Annotated in this window: 11 protein-coding genes and 1 CRISPR repeat array; of the genes, 2 read left to right on the top strand and 9 right to left on the bottom strand. The window is 64.9% G+C overall.

Annotated features, from left to right (window positions below):
* Positions 1-6 precede the first annotated feature (6 nt).
* The 9 genes from casB to BI347_RS12655 all read right to left on the bottom strand — a co-directional run bounded on the left by casB (position 7) and on the right by BI347_RS12655 (position 14867).
* Positions 7-594, bottom strand: coding sequence for a type I-E CRISPR-associated protein Cse2/CasB (gene casB, locus BI347_RS12700; protein ID WP_083338856.1), 588 nt, complete (start codon positions 592-594; stop codon positions 7-9).
* A complete protein-coding gene (gene casA, locus BI347_RS12695; RefSeq protein WP_071115997.1) occupies positions 578-2158 on the bottom strand; it encodes a type I-E CRISPR-associated protein Cse1/CasA in 1581 nt (526 codons plus the stop codon). Before casA ends, casB begins: the two co-directional genes overlap by 17 nt.
* Before the next feature lie 418 nt (positions 2159-2576).
* Positions 2577-5318 carry a CRISPR-associated helicase/endonuclease Cas3 gene (locus BI347_RS12685; protein ID WP_071115995.1) on the bottom strand — a complete coding sequence of 914 codons (2742 nt, stop codon included), beginning with the start codon at positions 5316-5318 and terminating at the stop codon, positions 2577-2579.
* 201 nt (positions 5319-5519) lie between these two features.
* Positions 5520-5963: an RES family NAD+ phosphorylase gene (locus tag BI347_RS12680; protein ID WP_071114792.1), complete on the bottom strand. Its 444-nt coding sequence runs from the start codon at positions 5961-5963 to the stop codon at positions 5520-5522.
* Positions 5960-6433: an antitoxin Xre/MbcA/ParS toxin-binding domain-containing protein gene (locus tag BI347_RS12675; protein WP_158020784.1), complete on the bottom strand. Its 474-nt coding sequence runs from the start codon at positions 6431-6433 to the stop codon at positions 5960-5962. The genes BI347_RS12680 and BI347_RS12675 overlap by 4 nt, the downstream gene beginning before the upstream one ends.
* Positions 6434-6663: 230 nt before the next feature.
* Positions 6664-9559: a CRISPR direct-repeat array (repeat unit 29 nt; unit sequence CGGTTCATCCCCACGCACGTGGGGAACAC).
* Positions 9560-9724: 165 nt separating this feature from the next.
* Positions 9725-11977, bottom strand: coding sequence for a glycoside hydrolase (locus BI347_RS12670; protein ID WP_071115994.1), 2253 nt, complete (start codon positions 11975-11977; stop codon positions 9725-9727).
* A 76-nt stretch (positions 11978-12053) separates the two neighbouring features.
* The gene (locus BI347_RS12665; protein WP_083338854.1) at positions 12054-12869 is read right to left on the bottom strand and encodes a DUF2861 family protein; all 816 of its coding nucleotides are present in this window, start codon (positions 12867-12869) and stop codon (positions 12054-12056) included.
* Positions 12866-13513: a response regulator transcription factor gene (locus BI347_RS12660; protein ID WP_071114790.1), complete on the bottom strand. Its 648-nt coding sequence runs from the start codon at positions 13511-13513 to the stop codon at positions 12866-12868. Before BI347_RS12660 ends, BI347_RS12665 begins: the two co-directional genes overlap by 4 nt.
* Complete coding sequence (locus BI347_RS12655) at positions 13494-14867, bottom strand: ATP-binding protein (protein ID WP_071115993.1); 1374 nt, start codon at positions 14865-14867, stop codon at positions 13494-13496. The genes BI347_RS12660 and BI347_RS12655 overlap by 20 nt, the downstream gene beginning before the upstream one ends.
* Positions 14868-14955: 88 nt before the next feature.
* Between BI347_RS12655 and earP the strand changes: the two genes are divergently transcribed.
* Both earP and efp read left to right on the top strand, forming a co-directional pair.
* A complete protein-coding gene (earP, locus tag BI347_RS12650; RefSeq protein ID WP_071115992.1) occupies positions 14956-16101 on the top strand; it encodes an elongation factor P maturation arginine rhamnosyltransferase EarP in 1146 nt (381 codons plus the stop codon).
* A 61-nt stretch (positions 16102-16162) separates the two neighbouring features.
* A complete protein-coding gene (gene efp, locus BI347_RS12645) occupies positions 16163-16726 on the top strand; it encodes an elongation factor P (protein ID WP_071114787.1) in 564 nt (187 codons plus the stop codon).
* Positions 16727-16742 lie beyond the last annotated feature (16 nt).

Raw genomic sequence — 16742 nt, 5'->3', positions numbered from 1 at the left:
TAGCAATCAGGCGGGTTCTTGATCTGCGTCGCGCAGGGATTCCTGGTAATAATCGGTGGCCCAGCGCAGTTTCAATCGTTCTGTCGGCGGCAGGGCAGCGTCCGGCTGGCGGAATTCGCGCACCCACTGCAACAGGTCCACCGCCAGCTTGCCTACATCGACCTCGCCGCCCAGCAGGTCAACCGCGCGGCGCGCCTGGCGGAAAAAGCTGGCTTCGTCGCGGCAGGTTTGCAGCTGGCGGAAACGCAGCTCGCTCATCGCCGCACGGCCGGAATCGTTTTTACGGCCCAGGCTGCGGGCAAACGCCTTGCCTGGCGCATGCTGGGCATGCGCCGCCACGCCAACGGCCAACGCCAGTTCATCCGCCCTCACCGCCAGCTGCTGGCGTTGCAGCTCTTGCATCAGCCGATGAAAGGCGGACTGCAACAGCACGTCGTCCGGGGTTTCACAGCGCCGCAGCTGAGCGCGGTCGGCCCGTTTCAGCATGGCGAACGGACCATGTTTTTCTTCATCGCTCGGATCCAGCGCCAGCCGCCACTGCACCACCGTTTTGGCCAAGGCCTCCCGGCCAGTCTTATCAAGCAATAGCTTCATCGCTTTCCCCCTGATAACGGGCGATCAGCTCGCCCATCGCTTTGTGATGCTTGGACCACCACAGGCCCCGCCGCAAATCGGCACGCGCCGCCACCACCTTGGGCATGTCCATTTCCTCTATCGGCGCGCATAGCACCCAGTAGTCGAACAAATCCGACACCAGCCGGCGCAGCGGCGGCAACCAGGCGGCAAACACCTGCGCCTGCGCGGCAGCGTCGAGCTGCGGCGCCTTGGCCAACCCCTCCACCGCCTGATAGAACAGCGCCTCGCTGCGCTGCCAGAAGCTCTGCTCGACTGCGGGCTCCTTCTTGTCCATATTGCGGGCCTTCTTAACCTGCTCGCCCAGCATCAGCGAGCTCTGTCTGGCCACTTCCAGCAGTTGGCGCGCGGCCTCGCCGAAATGGCGCTCGTCTCCGCTTTGCAAGCGGAACAGCGGCAGCGTGGCGTCGCGCCAGGCCTCGGCCTTCATATTGTCCATCTGGTAGCCGAAACACCACAGCCGTGCATCGCCGCGCAGCTTCAGCCTGTCGGCCTTGCCGCCGATGCGGTTGAAATCCCGCGCCACCCGCGCCACCTTCTCGTTGTCATTTTCGCCCAGCGTCAGGCTCAGCCAATGGCGGTAACCGCCGGCCGCGCGCGCGCCCTTAGCCGACAGCGGCGGTTTGGACGGGTCTTTGGCATCGAATAGATATGGCGTCAGCGGGTGCTGCCAAGGGCCGGCGTAGTTGACGCCGTAATTGCGGGTACGGTACTGGCGGTACAGCGTATCGTGCGTCTCGCCGCAGACCTCGCACACTCCGGCGGCCACATCGTCCACGTCCAGCCGGATGCGACGCGGCATGCTCCAGTAAGCCTGAGCGGGATGCACGTCTTCCGGCAGCGTCTCCACCCCGCTCTTGTCGCTGACGCGGGTAGCCGCCAACCACGGCAGCTTGGCGGACAGCGGCGGCTCAGCTCGCCAGTCGGCACCTTCCCCGTCCAACGGCAGCACGTTCAGCCACAGCTTGCGCCACAGCGAGGCGTCGGCATCCTTCGGCAGCACCAGCGTGGTCAGCGGCCCGCCACCTCTTAATGAGGTGCGGTGGCCCACCCCGCCGCCGGGCGCGTTGATCTGCAAGGCAAACAAGGCCTGCGCCGCACAGCCTGCGCACAAGCCCTGCCAATCGGCTAGCTTGTTGAAAAACAGGTTGGAGCCGGAGCCGGTGTCTATCAGCAACTCGGCCGTGCTCTTGACATTGCCGTCCTGCAACGGGTCCCGGTCCTGCATGAAGGCGGTATCGCCTATCAGTTCGAACGCTGGCTTGAGCGGCGCAAGCCAAATCTCCAACTCCGCCGCGCTAGGCGGTTCGTTCCAATAACCGAGCCAGTCATTCAGATTGTCCGGTGGTGCCGCCGTTTGCAGCAAGCCGATCAGCAACTGATACAAGGCGCCGCGAAAATCCGCGCGCGGCGCCAGCACATCCACCACCTCCGGGTCCGCTACGCCATAGACACTGCCCGGCGACACGCTGCCGTCGCGCCGTTTGAGGCGGAGCCAGCGGTTGGCGGGGTTGAGTAGATTCATTCCGTCTCCTCTCGATCTTCCGACCACTCGTCACTTCTCGCTTTACCAGCAGGCTTTTGGCTGACACGGACCAATCCTGCCAATCCGATAACGAACAGGACCCCAAGGCATATCTTCACAACGCTGCTAATCATCAAGAAGATCAACGCTCCTGCTCCAAGCAGCAACCCTAGAGTCGTGCGCATGCCCCATCCCCGTAAGCGCTCGACCACCATCAACATAGGCGATCTTTCATCAATATAAAAGGATGGGGTGGCTTATGATTTTCCTTTCGTTTTGGGTCGCCTCTAGCTATGGTGAGGGTGGTGTTCCCCATAGATGTGGGGATGAACCCGATGGCGTGGCATAAAAGTCATAATCATTGACCAGTTCCTCACACTTGTGGGGATGAGAATCCAGGCGGCCCCGGCCGCCTGGTTCATTTCCACAACAGTCCCAGCTCCAGGCTGTACCTCACACCCAGCTCCCTGCCCGTGGCATCGACGCCCTGCCCCAGCCACGCGCCCGCCTCTTCGCCGGCAAGCAGGGGCAAGACCAGGTCGTATTCCGTCAGCCAGGGTTGCTCCTGCGCCAAGCGATCCAGCAAGAGCTTGAAGCGCTGCCGCCAGGCCGGCGCGATGTCCTTAAGCCTGTTGGCATCCACCCGCAGCGCGGACAGCTGCCATTGCAGGCGCGGATCGTCGCTTGGGTACAGCGGCCGCAAGGCCTCCCCATCTGCTACCGCCAAATAAACCAGCCGCGTTTCATCGGCCAGCCGGGTGGCAACATCGGTTTCCTCCATCCAGTGCTTGCTGCTGTCTTCGCAATAGCCTTTGTCCAGCTGCAGCGCGGTGAATAGCGCCATGCTGCGCTCGCTCATCGCCTCGCCTAGGCACTTGTCCGCCGCAGCCTTCAAGGCTGCCGGGGTTTCACGCTCGCCGGCTGCGCCATACACCGACTCCACCAGTTGCCGCACCGCGCCGGCTTCGCCCTCCTCGCCCGGCGACACAATATTGCCGGCGGCCAACAACGCCTGCTGGGTCTGCCACAATGCGGCAAAGTCCGGGTACACATATTGCGCGCCGGCAAACAGCCGGACGTACCAGTCCGCCTTGGCCTCGTCGTCCGGCGGCGGACCATAAACGCACAACACCGGCTCCGGCCGCTGCTCAACGTGTTGCACCATCGGGACCGCGTCCGGCCACCGATCGCCATTTGCCAGACGAACATGGCGCTGCAGGCGGCCGGCACGTTGGATCAGCAAGTCGATGGGGGCGAGATCGCTTACCATCACATCGGCATCAAAATCCAGCGACTGCTCCAATACCTGGGTGCCAATCAGCACCCGCCCCCTGCGCATGGCGGCATCCGACCGTTTGCCAAACGCATCCAGCACCTCGTCCTCTATCGCCAACCGATGTCCCATCGCGTAGCGGCTATGGAATAGATGCAGCTTGTCCCGTGAAATGCTGTCCTTCAGCAGATCAAAAGCGCGGCGGGCATCGTCCACCGTATTGCGCACCCAACACACGCAGCGGCCAGCCGCAACCTCGCTGGCAATCAGACGAATCACCTCGGCCTCGTCATGCCGATGCTCCACCCGCACCCGACGCTTCACCTCACGCCGGGTTTCGCAGGCTTGCTGGTCAAAATGCGCAGCGGACAAGTGGCTGGCCAGCGGGTAGGCGGATACAAACGATTCAGCCAAGACCGGCTGCGCCAGCCCTTGGCGATAAGCGTTCAGCAGTTCGGTCTTGATCTGTTCCGGCACGGTGGCGGACAACAGGATGGCGCTGCCGCCCTGCGCCGCGTGCCAGCGCAGCAGGCCGGCCAACAGCGTGCGGACATAGGAATCGAAAGCGTGCACTTCGTCTACCACCAATACCTTGCCGCTCAGGCCCAGCAAGCGCAGCGACTGATGCCGCACCGGCAGCACCGCCAGCAAGGCCTGATCTATGGAGCCAACGCCCGCCTGCGCCAGCAAGGCCTTTTTGTTATTGTCCGCCAGCCAGGCGTTGCAGCTCATGCCAGCCGAAGCGTCATCCTTGGCATAGGGTTTGCCGCCGCTCTGCACGCTGAGCGCGAAGTCTTCCACCAGTTGGCGGGCGGAATGCGCCAATACCAGTGACGGCTGCTCGCCTACGGCGAACAGACGGCGATACACGCCGCCGACGCGGCGGTACATTTGATTGGCCGTAGCCATGGTGGGCAGAGCGAAGTACAGGCCATCGGCCAACCCGGCTGCCATCAACCGGTGCGCCAGAATCAGCGCAGCTTCGGTCTTGCCGGCGCCGGTCACATCCTCCAGCAGGAACAGCTGCGGCCCCTCGGCCAGCGGAGTGCTGGCGGCGTATTCCTGCAATGGCGTGGGGGAAGAAAGATAAGGAATGAAGTCCGCCAGTTTCTGCGACCCGGCATAAGGCGCGCAAAGACAGGACTGCAGGCCTGATTCGGCGACTACCCGCGCCGCCGCCGGCTGCGCCTGCTCGCGCCAGTAGTCCGCCAAGGCCATCGGTGCGGACCGGTAAGGAAAATAGCGCTGATTGGAGCCCAACCAATCCGCCAGCACCATCAGGCCCGCCAGCTGCCAGCCTGCGCGCGTATCCAGCTGCTCTACACGGATGGCTTGCGGCAGATCGTCGAACAGGCTGGCCGCATCGCATGCGAATTCCAGCGCCGCCGCCATGTCGTCCGGCAGAAAATGGTCGTCGGCATACAAGCGGCGCGCGCTGCCCTCGCGCGGCGGCTGGCCGTGGTGGCCACAAACTATGCGTATCCAGCCTTGCCACAGCAGGTGGTCGGGCTCCGGCAAAATGTCATGCGGCAATCCGTGTCGCAGATGGCCCATCCACAGCAGGAAGCCCAAGGTATCGTGGCGCTGGGTGTAGCCAGGCGCCCGGTCAATCGGCACCAGATCGGCGCTGCACGATGAAAACAACGCCTGAAAACTGCGGGCAAACTTGCCAAGATCGTGCAAGACCGCGAAATAGCAGGCCGCCGCCCGGAACTGCGCCGCGCTCCAGCCAAGGCTATTAGCGCATGCCGACACCCACGCCGGCCTCTGATCCAGCAGCGCATTCATCACCGCCGCCACATCCAGCGCATGGAATGGCAACAGATGCCAGCCAGCACCCAATTTGTCGCCGGATGCCTTGCCCCAGTACCGCCAATAAGCCTGCATCGCCCCTCCAGACCGCACCAGTCAACCTGCTAGACCCAAGACAAACGGGCAGAGTAGCAACAAGAAATATCTTTGTCATTTCACATTGAAAATGTTCTGACATGAATTAACCATTGCAGATACGTGGAAAGTCGCGCTGAAAAAGCAAAAACCGAACGACGATGGCGTTCGGTTTGCAAGGAGCTTGCCGCCGGGATTGGGCTACGCCATCCGGAAGCGGGAATCGAGCGGGGCCCGTATGGTGTCCACTATCCGGCAACTGGCGGCACCGGAATGGACGGGATTGAGCAGGTAGTTCCACCCTTCCACCGCCAGGGCGCTGGGCACCCGCAACACCGCGGAGGGAGCCTGGGCCAGCCAGGTGTCGCCCAGCGCGCGGGTCTGTTCCTGATCATTGCGCCAGTCTGCCGACAGCTCGTTCAGATCCAGCACCTGAACCAGGCCATCCGGAATGTCCACCTTCAGCAGCGTGAAGGTATCCGGGAGCGCGGCAAACTCGCTATGCACCAGCATCTCCAGCATGGAACTGGCCGAGTGATCGGCCAGATAAACTATCGGCTGGCCGGCATTGTGCCAGCGGCCGCGCGCCCGGATGCCACCCAGGCCGCGAAGGTCTTCAAACCGGCTGATCCGCCAGGCGATCATGCCACGTAACCTTCCTCGATCTGGATCAGCAACTCCTCCACCAGCCGCGCGCCCTGCTCGGTTCTGGCCACTTCCAGCGCGCTGCGGCCGTCGAAGCGGCGCAGCGGCTGACGCAGCCAGGCGGTTGCCGCCTCCTTGCCACCCAGCAGCTGCTCGGCCTGCAACAGCAGATTGACCAGCCGGACGCTGCGCTCGGACTCGTCGGTGCTCAGGCGCTCGCCATTCTTGATACGGTGGGTAAGCGTGCGCGGGGGAATGACAAACTCCAGCTCGCGCCGGGTCAACCCCTCGTTGGTCAAGCGGGTGATCACGCCTGGGTCCAAACCATTGGCCACCACCTTCACGATGTCGTAATCGGTGCAGACAGGCTGGCCCAACAGATCGGATTGGCGGGAACGGCGCTCCCCCTCCCTGACCGTTGCGCGGCGGATGATGGCGGGGTCCGGCCTGAATGCGGTGCGTGTGGGCATGACAACCTCCAATTGGCGCAATCTGCACATCAATTATCGGCATTTTGCCACCCTTATACAAGCTCAGCCTTCCCCTCGCCATCAACCACAAGACCCGCGATGGCGGACCGACACATTTCTGATGACCCGGGGAGCACGGGGTCGTTACGCTGTCCGTTCCACTGCTGGCCGGCCCATCCCCGCTCTCGTGGCAAACACGCCGTCCTGGGCACGTCGACTATGGTCAATGGCGGTTCATCCCCACGCACGTGGGGAACACGACTGCAAGCTGTTGCCGGAGCATAAAAGCTTCGGTTCATCCCCACGCACGTGGGGAACACTCCGCCAGCAACTGGAAAGGCGCCCTCCCCCCCGGTTCATCCCCACGCACGTGGGGAACACCGAAGGATGTCCCAGGGCGTCATGCTGCCGCGCGGTTCATCCCCACGCACGTGGGGAACACGTTATTGCCCTGGTACGTCACTAGGGTTACTACGGTTCATCCCCACGCACGTGGGGAACACATTAGCAATAGTTTTTGGATTAACAATCTGGACGGTTCATCCCCACGCACGTGGGGAACACACGTGGTCAAGACGACGCCGGTCACGCTGAATCGGTTCATCCCCACGCACGTGGGGAACACTCTACATTCGCCAGCTCCTGATCAATGACTGCCGGTTCATCCCCACGCACGTGGGGAACACTGGTCGGCGAGAAACAGCGTCTCCAGGTCGTCCGGTTCATCCCCACGCACGTGGGGAACACCCAATAATGGGTCACGCCGGCATTACGGCGTACGGTTCATCCCCACGCACGTGGGGAACACGGGCCGCCCGGTTACGAACGTCAGCTATCGCTCGGTTCATCCCCACGCACGTGGGGAACACGCCATCGGCAAGCGCTAGATGTGATTGATGACCGGTTCATCCCCACGCACGTGGGGAACACACTCGCCACCTGCAGCACTTCGCCGTCCGGCTCGGTTCATCCCCACGCACGTGGGGAACACGCCTCGTCTTCCCTGGCCGCCAGCTCCTCGTCCGGTTCATCCCCACGCACGTGGGGAACACTTTTTAAGACGGCGGACAATTTGATTGAAACGCGGTTCATCCCCACGCACGTGGGGAACACATGCTGCCGCGCTTCCCGGTCTTCACGTGGCCCGGTTCATCCCCACGCACGTGGGGAACACGCCGGGGTCCGGATACGCTGTTAGGCGGCAGCCGGTTCATCCCCACGCACGTGGGGAACACGGCACAACTGCGCAATACGCGCGATCAGCCAGCGGTTCATCCCCACGCACGTGGGGAACACAGGCGGTCGCGCTCTTTACTCTCTTGCCACTGCGGTTCATCCCCACGCACGTGGGGAACACTGCCGCCTTGGCCGCTCGGCCAAACTTGCAGCCGGTTCATCCCCACGCACGTGGGGAACACGTCATAAGGAGTGGGCAATGATTGGATTTTTGCGGTTCATCCCCACGCACGTGGGGAACACTTGAGCTTCCACTCCACATAGCCATTGCGGCGCGGTTCATCCCCACGCACGTGGGGAACACCTGATTGCCTACCTGCACACCGAGGATGATGTCGGTTCATCCCCACGCACGTGGGGAACACCCGAACCTCCACAACGATCGGAACAAAGCAAGCGGTTCATCCCCACGCACGTGGGGAACACGGAGCCTGCGCCTTCGTTGTACGCTACCAGTGCGGTTCATCCCCACGCACGTGGGGAACACCCCCTGCTCCGCAGGGGGCCGGGCCGGGACGGCGGTTCATCCCCACGCACGTGGGGAACACTTTGATGATTTGGGCTTTGGTCATGTAGCGTCCGGTTCATCCCCACGCACGTGGGGAACACGAGTCAACCAAAATTCTAGAATTCGTGACAACCGGTTCATCCCCACGCACGTGGGGAACACACCACCGGGAGGCCGGCAATCGTCTCGCGGTACGGTTCATCCCCACGCACGTGGGGAACACAATAGCCTGAACGCTGCCGGAGCGAATCAAGACGGTTCATCCCCACGCACGTGGGGAACACCTGATGAATGGCCAATTGATGCGGTCCAGGCGCGGTTCATCCCCACGCACGTGGGGAACACGCCTGTGATTGGATAACCTATGCCTATTAATGCGGTTCATCCCCACGCACGTGGGGAACACTCAAACCCATGCAATGAGAGAATAGCCACAGACGGTTCATCCCCACGCACGTGGGGAACACTTTTTCACCTGGCGGCTATAGCCGCTCAAAGCCGGTTCATCCCCACGCACGTGGGGAACACCTGCGGATTCGCTTGCGCCCAGGAGGCCACCTCGGTTCATCCCCACGCACGTGGGGAACACTCCAATCGACAAAGACGGACATGGGGTCAGGCCGGTTCATCCCCACGCACGTGGGGAACACAAATACCATGACAAGTCTATATTATGTAAAATCGGTTCATCCCCACGCACGTGGGGAACACATGGATCCGGACAACTTTGACGACATGTCGTCCGGTTCATCCCCACGCACGTGGGGAACACGCCAGAGGAGGGGATAGCATGGAATCGAATGTCGGTTCATCCCCACGCACGTGGGGAACACGGAAGAAGTGGGTTTGCCACCGGCTGAAGAGTCGGTTCATCCCCACGCACGTGGGGAACACAATTTGATTTTGGCGCGTTTTGGTTTACCTCCCGGTTCATCCCCACGCACGTGGGGAACACAACTGCTCTCGCTGGGGTGGCTTTTGCCACCCCGGTTCATCCCCACGCACGTGGGGAACACACTGGCGACCCCAACGCGCCCACGTCGAATGACGGTTCATCCCCACGCACGTGGGGAACACGCTTGGCCTTGGCTGGGCGTTCCCGCCCCTGGCGGTTCATCCCCACGCACGTGGGGAACACGGTAATCAAGCGATTTTTTCGACATGTTAAGCCGGTTCATCCCCACGCACGTGGGGAACACGCGTGTGATAGGTAATTCTATTTCCTCACCATCGGTTCATCCCCACGCACGTGGGGAACACCAGTACTACGGCGATGAATTTCATGGTCAATCCGGTTCATCCCCACGCACGTGGGGAACACTACACAATCAAGCGAGAAGTCCAGCCGCAGCGCGGTTCATCCCCACGCACGTGGGGAACACACCATTTTCAAGCTACTGATTTTTAAAGATAAAAACCACACCCGGAATTCCACCGATTTTCCCGACTCAAAAACCGCCATCCAAATCACATCACGCCAGCCAGCCGCCGGCCGCGGGGAGCATGCCCCCGCGGCCGAAAAACGACATCGGCATTATCGCCGCAGCTTATGTGCCGGCGCAATCCGCCACCCGCAGCAGCCTGGACGGCTGGTCGGCCAACTCCACCCGCAGGCTTTGCGGCGGCAGCGCCTGGCCGCCATCGCCCGCCGCCGTCGAACCGAAATTGGCGGTGAGGCGGCTGCCGTCGGCGAAGCGGGTTTGCTGCACCGTGCGCTCGGCATTCAGCCAGGCGAAGCCGGTAAGCGCCTGGGTAGCCAGTTGCCGGTGGATGGGGCTGAAGGCCTGGTCGGCGCATTGCAGCTGCGGCAGCCGCGCCTTGAGGCTGGCGGCGGACAGGTGGAACAGCGGCGGCACGTTGTACAGCCATTGCGCCAGCAGGTTGTCGGCGTAGGCGTTGGAGAATTTCAGGTTGTCGTACAGCCAGTGGTTGGTAGTGATCACCGAACCATGGAACACCGCCTGGTACAGCGGCAACCGGTAGCCCGCGCCGTAGTAAAGATCGCGGTAGGGCTGTTTCAGCGGCACTTGCTTGAAGAAGGTTTCCGGCTGATCAGACGGATACCAGCGGCCCAGGTAATACGGCGACTGCGGGTGCTTCTGCAGGTCTGGATCCACCCAGCTCAGCGCCGGCGCTTGCATGCCGTGGGCGAAGGCGATGCCGAGGCTGGTGGCGGCGTTGCCGTTCTCCGAACCCACCGGAAGTTTGTAATTGTCCGCTACCCATTGCATGGACTGCTCATAGCCTTCCGCCATCTTCGCTTCGCCGGTACGGCGGCCCGGGGCGTAGTCGTCGAAAGTCATGCCGGTGGCGTAGGCGTCCAGGAACCAGCTGTTGAAACCGGTGGCCGACAGCAGCGCGCGCGCGCGTTGCTTGAGGGTGTCGCGCACGCAGTCGGGATTGGTGTAATAGCCGGACTGCTGGAAGCCGGTTTTTTTCTTGCCGTTGGCCAGCGTGATGCCGCACTGACGGTAAACGGCCTCGCCCTGCTGGGCGGTGAGCCAGTCTACCCGCTCGCCCGGAGGCAACGTGGTTTCATAGGAATCGTAGGCGGCCATCAAATAGCCGGCCTTGACGCCCTCCGCCACCGCCCGGGGCTGCCACAGGCCTCCTTCCCAGTTGTCCACGCCCAGCCACAGCCGCTTGAGGCCGGCAGCCTGCAGCGCGTCCATGGTTTTGCGAGACAGGCCGCCGCCCCAGCGGCTTTGATCCGGCGTCAGCGCGGGGCCGAACAGGGCGGCCACCTGGGCGTGCAGTTGCAGATACGGCTGCGCCATCCGCGCCCAATCCGGCTGCTTGCCCAGCCATCCGGCGCGGGCCTCGCCGGTCAATGCCTGGTTGACGGCTTCGATCAACACCCTTTGCTGGTAGCGGTCAGGTTTGGCTCCGGCTTGGCGCAGCGCCTGTCCGGCTTCGGCGTCGAAACGCGCGCGCAGCCTGGCCGCCAGCGGATCCGGCCCTTGCAGCAGCTTGAGGAAGGCGGGCCAGTCGCGCACGTCGGACGCGTCCAGCAGATTATTGCCCCATAGATAGATGTGGCTGGCGCCTATCAGCTTGGCGGTGCCGGGCTGCGCCTTGATCTTGTCGGCCAGCGTCCGGTAGCGGCCTTCCGACACCAGCCATTGCTTGTAGCGCTGCGCGCCGGCCAGCGGATTGTCGTCGGCCAGCCGCAACAGCAGCGTCATCGGCCGCTGCTGATTGAGCGCGTTGAAGTCGTGGCTCAGGCCCAGCGCCATGCCCTGGCCGTCGGCGCGGAAGGACAGCCGGTTGTTGAACGGCTCCAGCAGCAGCCAATGCAGGCTGCGGCGGCCATAGTCCATGCCCCACAGCGGCAAGCTGAGGTTTTCGCTGGTATTCAAGCCGTCGCCGGCGAAGGCGGGCAGGAAGCTTTGCCACCGCTTGTCGCCGGCCGGGATGTAGCTGCCTTCGGCCAGCGGCAGCAGCAGGCCGCGCCCCATGGCGGCGGCGGGCTGGCGCAACAGCTCCACCCGGCCGGGCACGGCGGCGCGCAGCGTCAGCATCAGTTCGCGCCCCCGCAGCCTGGCCTGCCAACGGTAGCGGCCGCCGTCCCATTGCCAGTCGGCGGACTGGCCGTCCTGCCGCAAGGCGGACACCTCGCGCCCAGCCACGCCGTCGGACAACTGCCGCGCCGGCTCACTCGCCGCCGTGACTCGCAGCGCCAATGTGGCCGGCTCCAGCTCCACGTTCCAGTCCGGGTTCTGCAACACCAGCCCGGCCCAGGCCAATTGAGGCAGGCCCAGTGCCGCGGCCAGCGGCAATGCTTTAATAAAATGCTTCATTCCTTCTCCCGCAATCCGTTCATCTCGGTAAAACCGCATTGCAGCGCAAAAGGAAAAGGTAATTGTCAGGATAATGTCAGAACTGCCGCCATGGCGCGGCCAGGCGGTGGACCTGGCGGACGGCGACGGCGCCGCGGAACTCGGCGCGCAACAGGGACACGCTGGCCCATAGCGGCTGGCCGCCTTTGCCGGCCGGCCAACTCAACGGCTGGCCCAGCTCGCGCCGCCGCCACCATTTTAGCTCGAAATCCGGCTGCGACAGCAGCGCCTGCTCCAGCCAGGGCCGAGGGCAGGCGGACGGCTGCGCCGGCGGGCGCGGCTCCAGCCGGCGGCCGTCGCGCCGCAGCCAATCCAGCGCGGCCGCGCCCGACAGCGACAGGTCCTGCCGCCACGCCTGGCCGCCGCTTTGAACGGTCAGCCGGTACACGCCGGGCGGCAGCGCGGCGGCCTGCTCATCGCTATCCAGCTCGAAGCGCCGGCCCTGGTAGCGCGCCGCATTGCCGGCCAGCAGCACGCGGCCGTCCGGTAGCCGCAGCGACCACTGCAGGTCGCGCCGGGAGCTGGCGCCGCTCAGCCGTACGCTATAGATGCGGCTGAGCGGGATGTCGCGCTGGATCAGGTCCAGCTCCAGCTCTTCCAGCCACGGCGGCGGCGCCAGCGGCATGTCGCGGCCGCACTGGCCGGACACCAGTTCGCGCTGAAGCTGCAACCAGGCCTGGCGCTGAGCGGCGCTGGAAAGCCCGGCCCCCAGCGCGTCCAGCTGGCGCCAGGCGCCTGCGCGGTCGCCGGAAAAAAGCGCGTGATAGGCCGGCTCCAGCGGCGTGGCCGGCAGCACCGGCGCGGCCGCCGCCCGGGCCGCCCAGCCCAGCGCCAGCCACCAGGCCGGCCTCACGCCTCGCCCTCGCGCAGCCGGTAGCCGACGCCGCGCACCGTTTCTATCTGTATGTCCGGCAGTTTCTGCCTGAGCTGCAGCACATGGGTGTCGACGGTGCGGGTGGACGGAAAATGCTGGTAGCCCCACACCTGGTTCAGCAGCTCATCGCGGGTGAACACCCGGCCGGGCATGCGCGCCAGCATAGCCAGCAGGTCGAATTCGGTGCGGGTGAGCGCCACTTCGCCTCCGCGCCAAGCCACCGCCTGCCGCGCCGGCCACAACTGCAGGCCGCCGCAGGCCAGCTGCCCCTCGCCCAGCGGCCGCAACTGGGCGCGCACCCGCGCCAGCAACTCCACATGGGCGAAGGGCTTGGTCAGGTAGTCGCGCGCGCCCGCCTCCAGGCCGGCCACCCGGTCCTGCAGCTCCACCCTGGCGGTCAGCACGATCACCGGCAGCGCCTTCAATGCCAGCCATTGCGGCAGCAGGCGCAGCGCGTCGCCGTCCGGCAGCTGGCGGTCCAGTATCGCCAGCTCGGCCTGCCGCCAATGGGCGGCCACTTCGCCGCCATTCCGCAACCACACGCAGGCATAACCCTGCTGCAGCAAGAATTGGCGCAGGCCAGCGCCCAGCTCGGCATCGTCTTCAATCAGCAATATCGTCACACGGCAACTCCAGCACGAATGTCGTCGGCGGCCCTTCCAGCGCCAGCCGGCCGCCCAGGCGTTTCATCACCCGCCGCACGATGGCCAGCCCCAGCCCCATGCCGGCCCCCAGTCCCAGCTCGCGCCGCAACAGCGACAAACGGTAGCGCGGCAGCGCGCCGCCGTCGCTGACTTGCAGCCGCAAGCGGCGGGAGCGCCAGACAGCCGTCACCCGCACCGGCGGCCGGCCGTGCTGGCGCGCGTTGCGCAGCAGATTGTCCAGACACAGCCCCAGCCAATAAGCGGGCAGATTCAGATTTCTATCCTGATCCAGACAGTACGTCGCGCCATGGCGTTCCGCGACGCTGTCCAGCCACTCGACCAAGGGCAGCGGCTGCGGCGCCCCCAGCCGGCGGTCCGCCGCCAGGTAGTGGCGGCTGGCATCTGCCAGCTGGCGCAGCCTCAGCACGCCGTCGGCCAGGCGGCCGAAGCCCTGCCGGGCATCCTCCGGCAGCCGGTCGAAGCCGGAGCGGAACTCCTCCACCACATTGCCCAGTCCGGCGATCGGGGTGCGCAGCTCATGGGTAAGCATCTGCAGCACGAAGCGCCGCTCGCGCTCCAGGCGGCGGCGCTGCCGCCAGCCGTATGCCAGCACCCCCGCCGCAGCCAGCAGCGAGAAGCCCGCCAGCGCCCGCCACCACCACGGCGATGGCGGCAGCGGCCGCGCGCATACCCGCCCCAGCAGCTGCGGGCAGGCGTCGCCGTCAGCCTGCGGACTCAGCTCCAGTCCGGCCGCCTCCGCCAGCGGCCGCCACTGCCCTGCTCCGTAGCGCCGCCAGTTTGAGCCGTCGCGCCACCACAGCGCGCCGCCGTCCAGCAGCCAGCGCTCGCCGGACAGCAGCGCGGCCAGATTGTCGTCGCCCAATCGGCCGATGCCGGCGAAGGCCGCCGGCCGCTCGCGCAGGTGCAGGTAAGGCTGCAGCGTGGATGCGGCTTCGGGATGGCGCTGCAGATAGTGCCAGGCATAGCTGCCGCCCAGCGGATGGATCAGGTGGGAGGCGAACCAGCGGGTCGGCAGCGCCTGGCCGCCGCACAGCGCGCGCTCGAAACGCAGCAGCTCGGCCGGCAGCGCCGGCCAGGGCTGGCGGCACTGGCCGCGCTGGCGGTACAAGGCCTGCAGTTCGGACAGCGGAAACTGGTCCAGCGCCGGGTACAGCGAATCGGGCCGCAGCAGCGCGGCGTCCAGCTGCTGCAAGGCGGCCACCGCCGTCTCGGCCTGGGGGTGGGCCTCGCGCAGCGAGGCCTGCAGCGCGGCGACGTCGGCGCGGGCGGGCAGGCTCAGGGCGATCAAAAACAGGGCGAATAGACGCGGCATGGCTGGATTATAAGGCCCGCCGGCCAAAGCTCGCAGCGCGCCGCTTCCATGGTAAGCTGCCGGCGTTTGCCAACTATCATCTTGCCTCATGCCACCTCGCAGCTGGGATATCTTCTGTACCGTCATCGACAACTACGGCGACATCGGCGTCGCCTGGCGCCTGGCGCGCCGGCTGGCGCGCGACCACGGCCTGGAAGTGCGGCTATGGGTGGACGATCTTTCCAGCTTCGCGCGCATCGCGCCGGGGCTGGACCCGGCCCTGGAGCGGCAGCGGCTGGCCGGCATAGACATCCGCCACTGGCCGCAGCAGGACTTCCCCGCCGACGCGATTCCTGGCGAGGCGGTGGTGGAGGCCTTCGGCTGCCGGCTGCCGGACAGCTTTGAAGCCGCGATGGCCGCCCTGCCGGCGCAACCGGCATGGATCAACCTGGAGTACCTGTCGGCTGAGGATTGGACGCGCGGCTGCCACCTGCTGCCCTCGCCCCACCCCAGGCTGCCGCTGACCAAGCATTTCTTCTTCCCCGGCTTTGACGAACATAGCGGCGGGCTGATCTGCGAAGACGGCCTGATCGCCGCGCGCCAGGCGTGGCAGGCGGACGAGGCGCAGCAGCTGGCCTACTGGCGCAGCCGCGGCCTGCCGCCGCCGGCCGAGGGCGAACTGCGCGTCAGCCTGTTCGCCTATGAAAACCCGAGCGCGGCCGCGCTGCTGCAAGCCTGGGCCGATGGCCCGCAGGCCGTGCGCTGCCTGGTGCCGGCCGGCAAGGTGCTGGCCGATGTGGAGAAGGTGTTTGGCCGGACGCTCGTGGCCGGCGACCATGCCAGCCTGGGCCGACTGGCCGTCCACATCCTGCCCTTAAGCGGCCAGGACGACTACGACCGCCTGCTGTGGGGCTGCGATTTCAACTTCGTGCGCGGCGAGGACAGCCTGGTGCGCGCGCAATGGGCGGCGCGGCCGATGGCGTGGCACATCTACCCGCAGGACGACCAGGCCCATCTCGCCAAACTGCGGGCTTTCCTGGACCTGTACTGCCGGGATCTGCCGCCCGAAGCGGCCGCCGCGGCGCGCGCGCTCAATCTGTGCTGGAACTGGCATGGCGACATCGCCGCAGCCTGGAGGGACGCCGCGCCCTGGCTGCCGGCCTGGCGCCGACATGCATCAAACTGGCAACAGGCGCTGCTGCAACCAGGCGATCTGGTCGCTAGACTGCTGCACTTTATCGGCGATATCGGCTAGAATACCGCGTTTTGTCGGGAATCTTTCCCGGCTTCCATCAAGAGTTTGGGATTAGACAAGCATGAAAACCGCACAAGAACTGCGCGCTGGCAACGTATTCATGGTCGGTAACGACCCGATGGTCGTGCAAAAAGCTGAATTCAGCAAATCCGGCCGCAACGCCTCCGTCGTCAAGATGAAGATGAAAAACCTGCTGACCGGCACCGGCAGCGAAACCGTATACCGCGCGGACGACAAGTTCGACGTAGTGGTGCTGGACCGCAAGGACTGCACCTACTCCTACTTCGCCGACCCGATGTACGTGTTCATGGACGCCGAGTTCAACCAGTACGAAGTGGAAGCCGACAACCTGGGCGACACCCTCAACTACATCGTTGACGGCATGGACGACGTTTGCCAGGTAACCTTCTACGATGGCAAGGCCATCTCCGTGGAACTGCCGACCACCGTGATCCGCGAAGTGGAATACACCGAGCCGGCCGTGCGCGGCGACACCTCGGGCAAGGTACTGAAGCCGGCCCGCCTGGTAGGCACCACCTTCGAAGTACAAGTTCCGGCCTTCGTCACCACCGGCGAAAAGATCGAAATCGACACCCGCACCAACGAATTCAAGAAGCGCGCCTAAGCCCCTTCTGTTTCCA

The sequence above is a fragment of the Chromobacterium sphagni genome (assembly GCF_001855575.1).
GTDB lineage: Bacteria > Pseudomonadota > Gammaproteobacteria > Burkholderiales > Chromobacteriaceae > Chromobacterium > Chromobacterium sphagni.
This window is presented reverse-complemented; position numbering and strand designations above follow the sequence as displayed.

Bases quoted from the DNA above. Each gene is read 5' to 3' on its own strand.
- BI347_RS12680 (WP_071114792.1), bottom strand. From the start codon at position 5,963: ATGATCGCCTGGCGGATCAGCCGGTTTGAAGACCTTCGCGGCCTGGGT.
- casB (WP_083338856.1), bottom strand. From the start codon at position 594: ATGAAGCTATTGCTTGATAAGACTGGCCGGGAGGCCTTGGCCAAAACG.
- casA (WP_071115997.1), bottom strand. From the start codon at position 2,158: ATGAATCTACTCAACCCCGCCAACCGCTGGCTCCGCCTCAAACGGCGC.
- BI347_RS12685 (WP_071115995.1), bottom strand. From the start codon at position 5,318: ATGCAGGCTTATTGGCGGTACTGGGGCAAGGCATCCGGCGACAAATTG.
- efp (WP_071114787.1), top strand. From the start codon at position 16,163: ATGAAAACCGCACAAGAACTGCGCGCTGGCAACGTATTCATGGTCGGT.
- BI347_RS12655 (WP_071115993.1), bottom strand. From the start codon at position 14,867: ATGCCGCGTCTATTCGCCCTGTTTTTGATCGCCCTGAGCCTGCCCGCC.
- earP (WP_071115992.1), top strand. From the start codon at position 14,956: ATGCCACCTCGCAGCTGGGATATCTTCTGTACCGTCATCGACAACTAC.
- BI347_RS12670 (WP_071115994.1), bottom strand. From the start codon at position 11,977: ATGAAGCATTTTATTAAAGCATTGCCGCTGGCCGCGGCACTGGGCCTG.
- BI347_RS12675 (WP_158020784.1), bottom strand. From the start codon at position 6,433: ATGCCCACACGCACCGCATTCAGGCCGGACCCCGCCATCATCCGCCGC.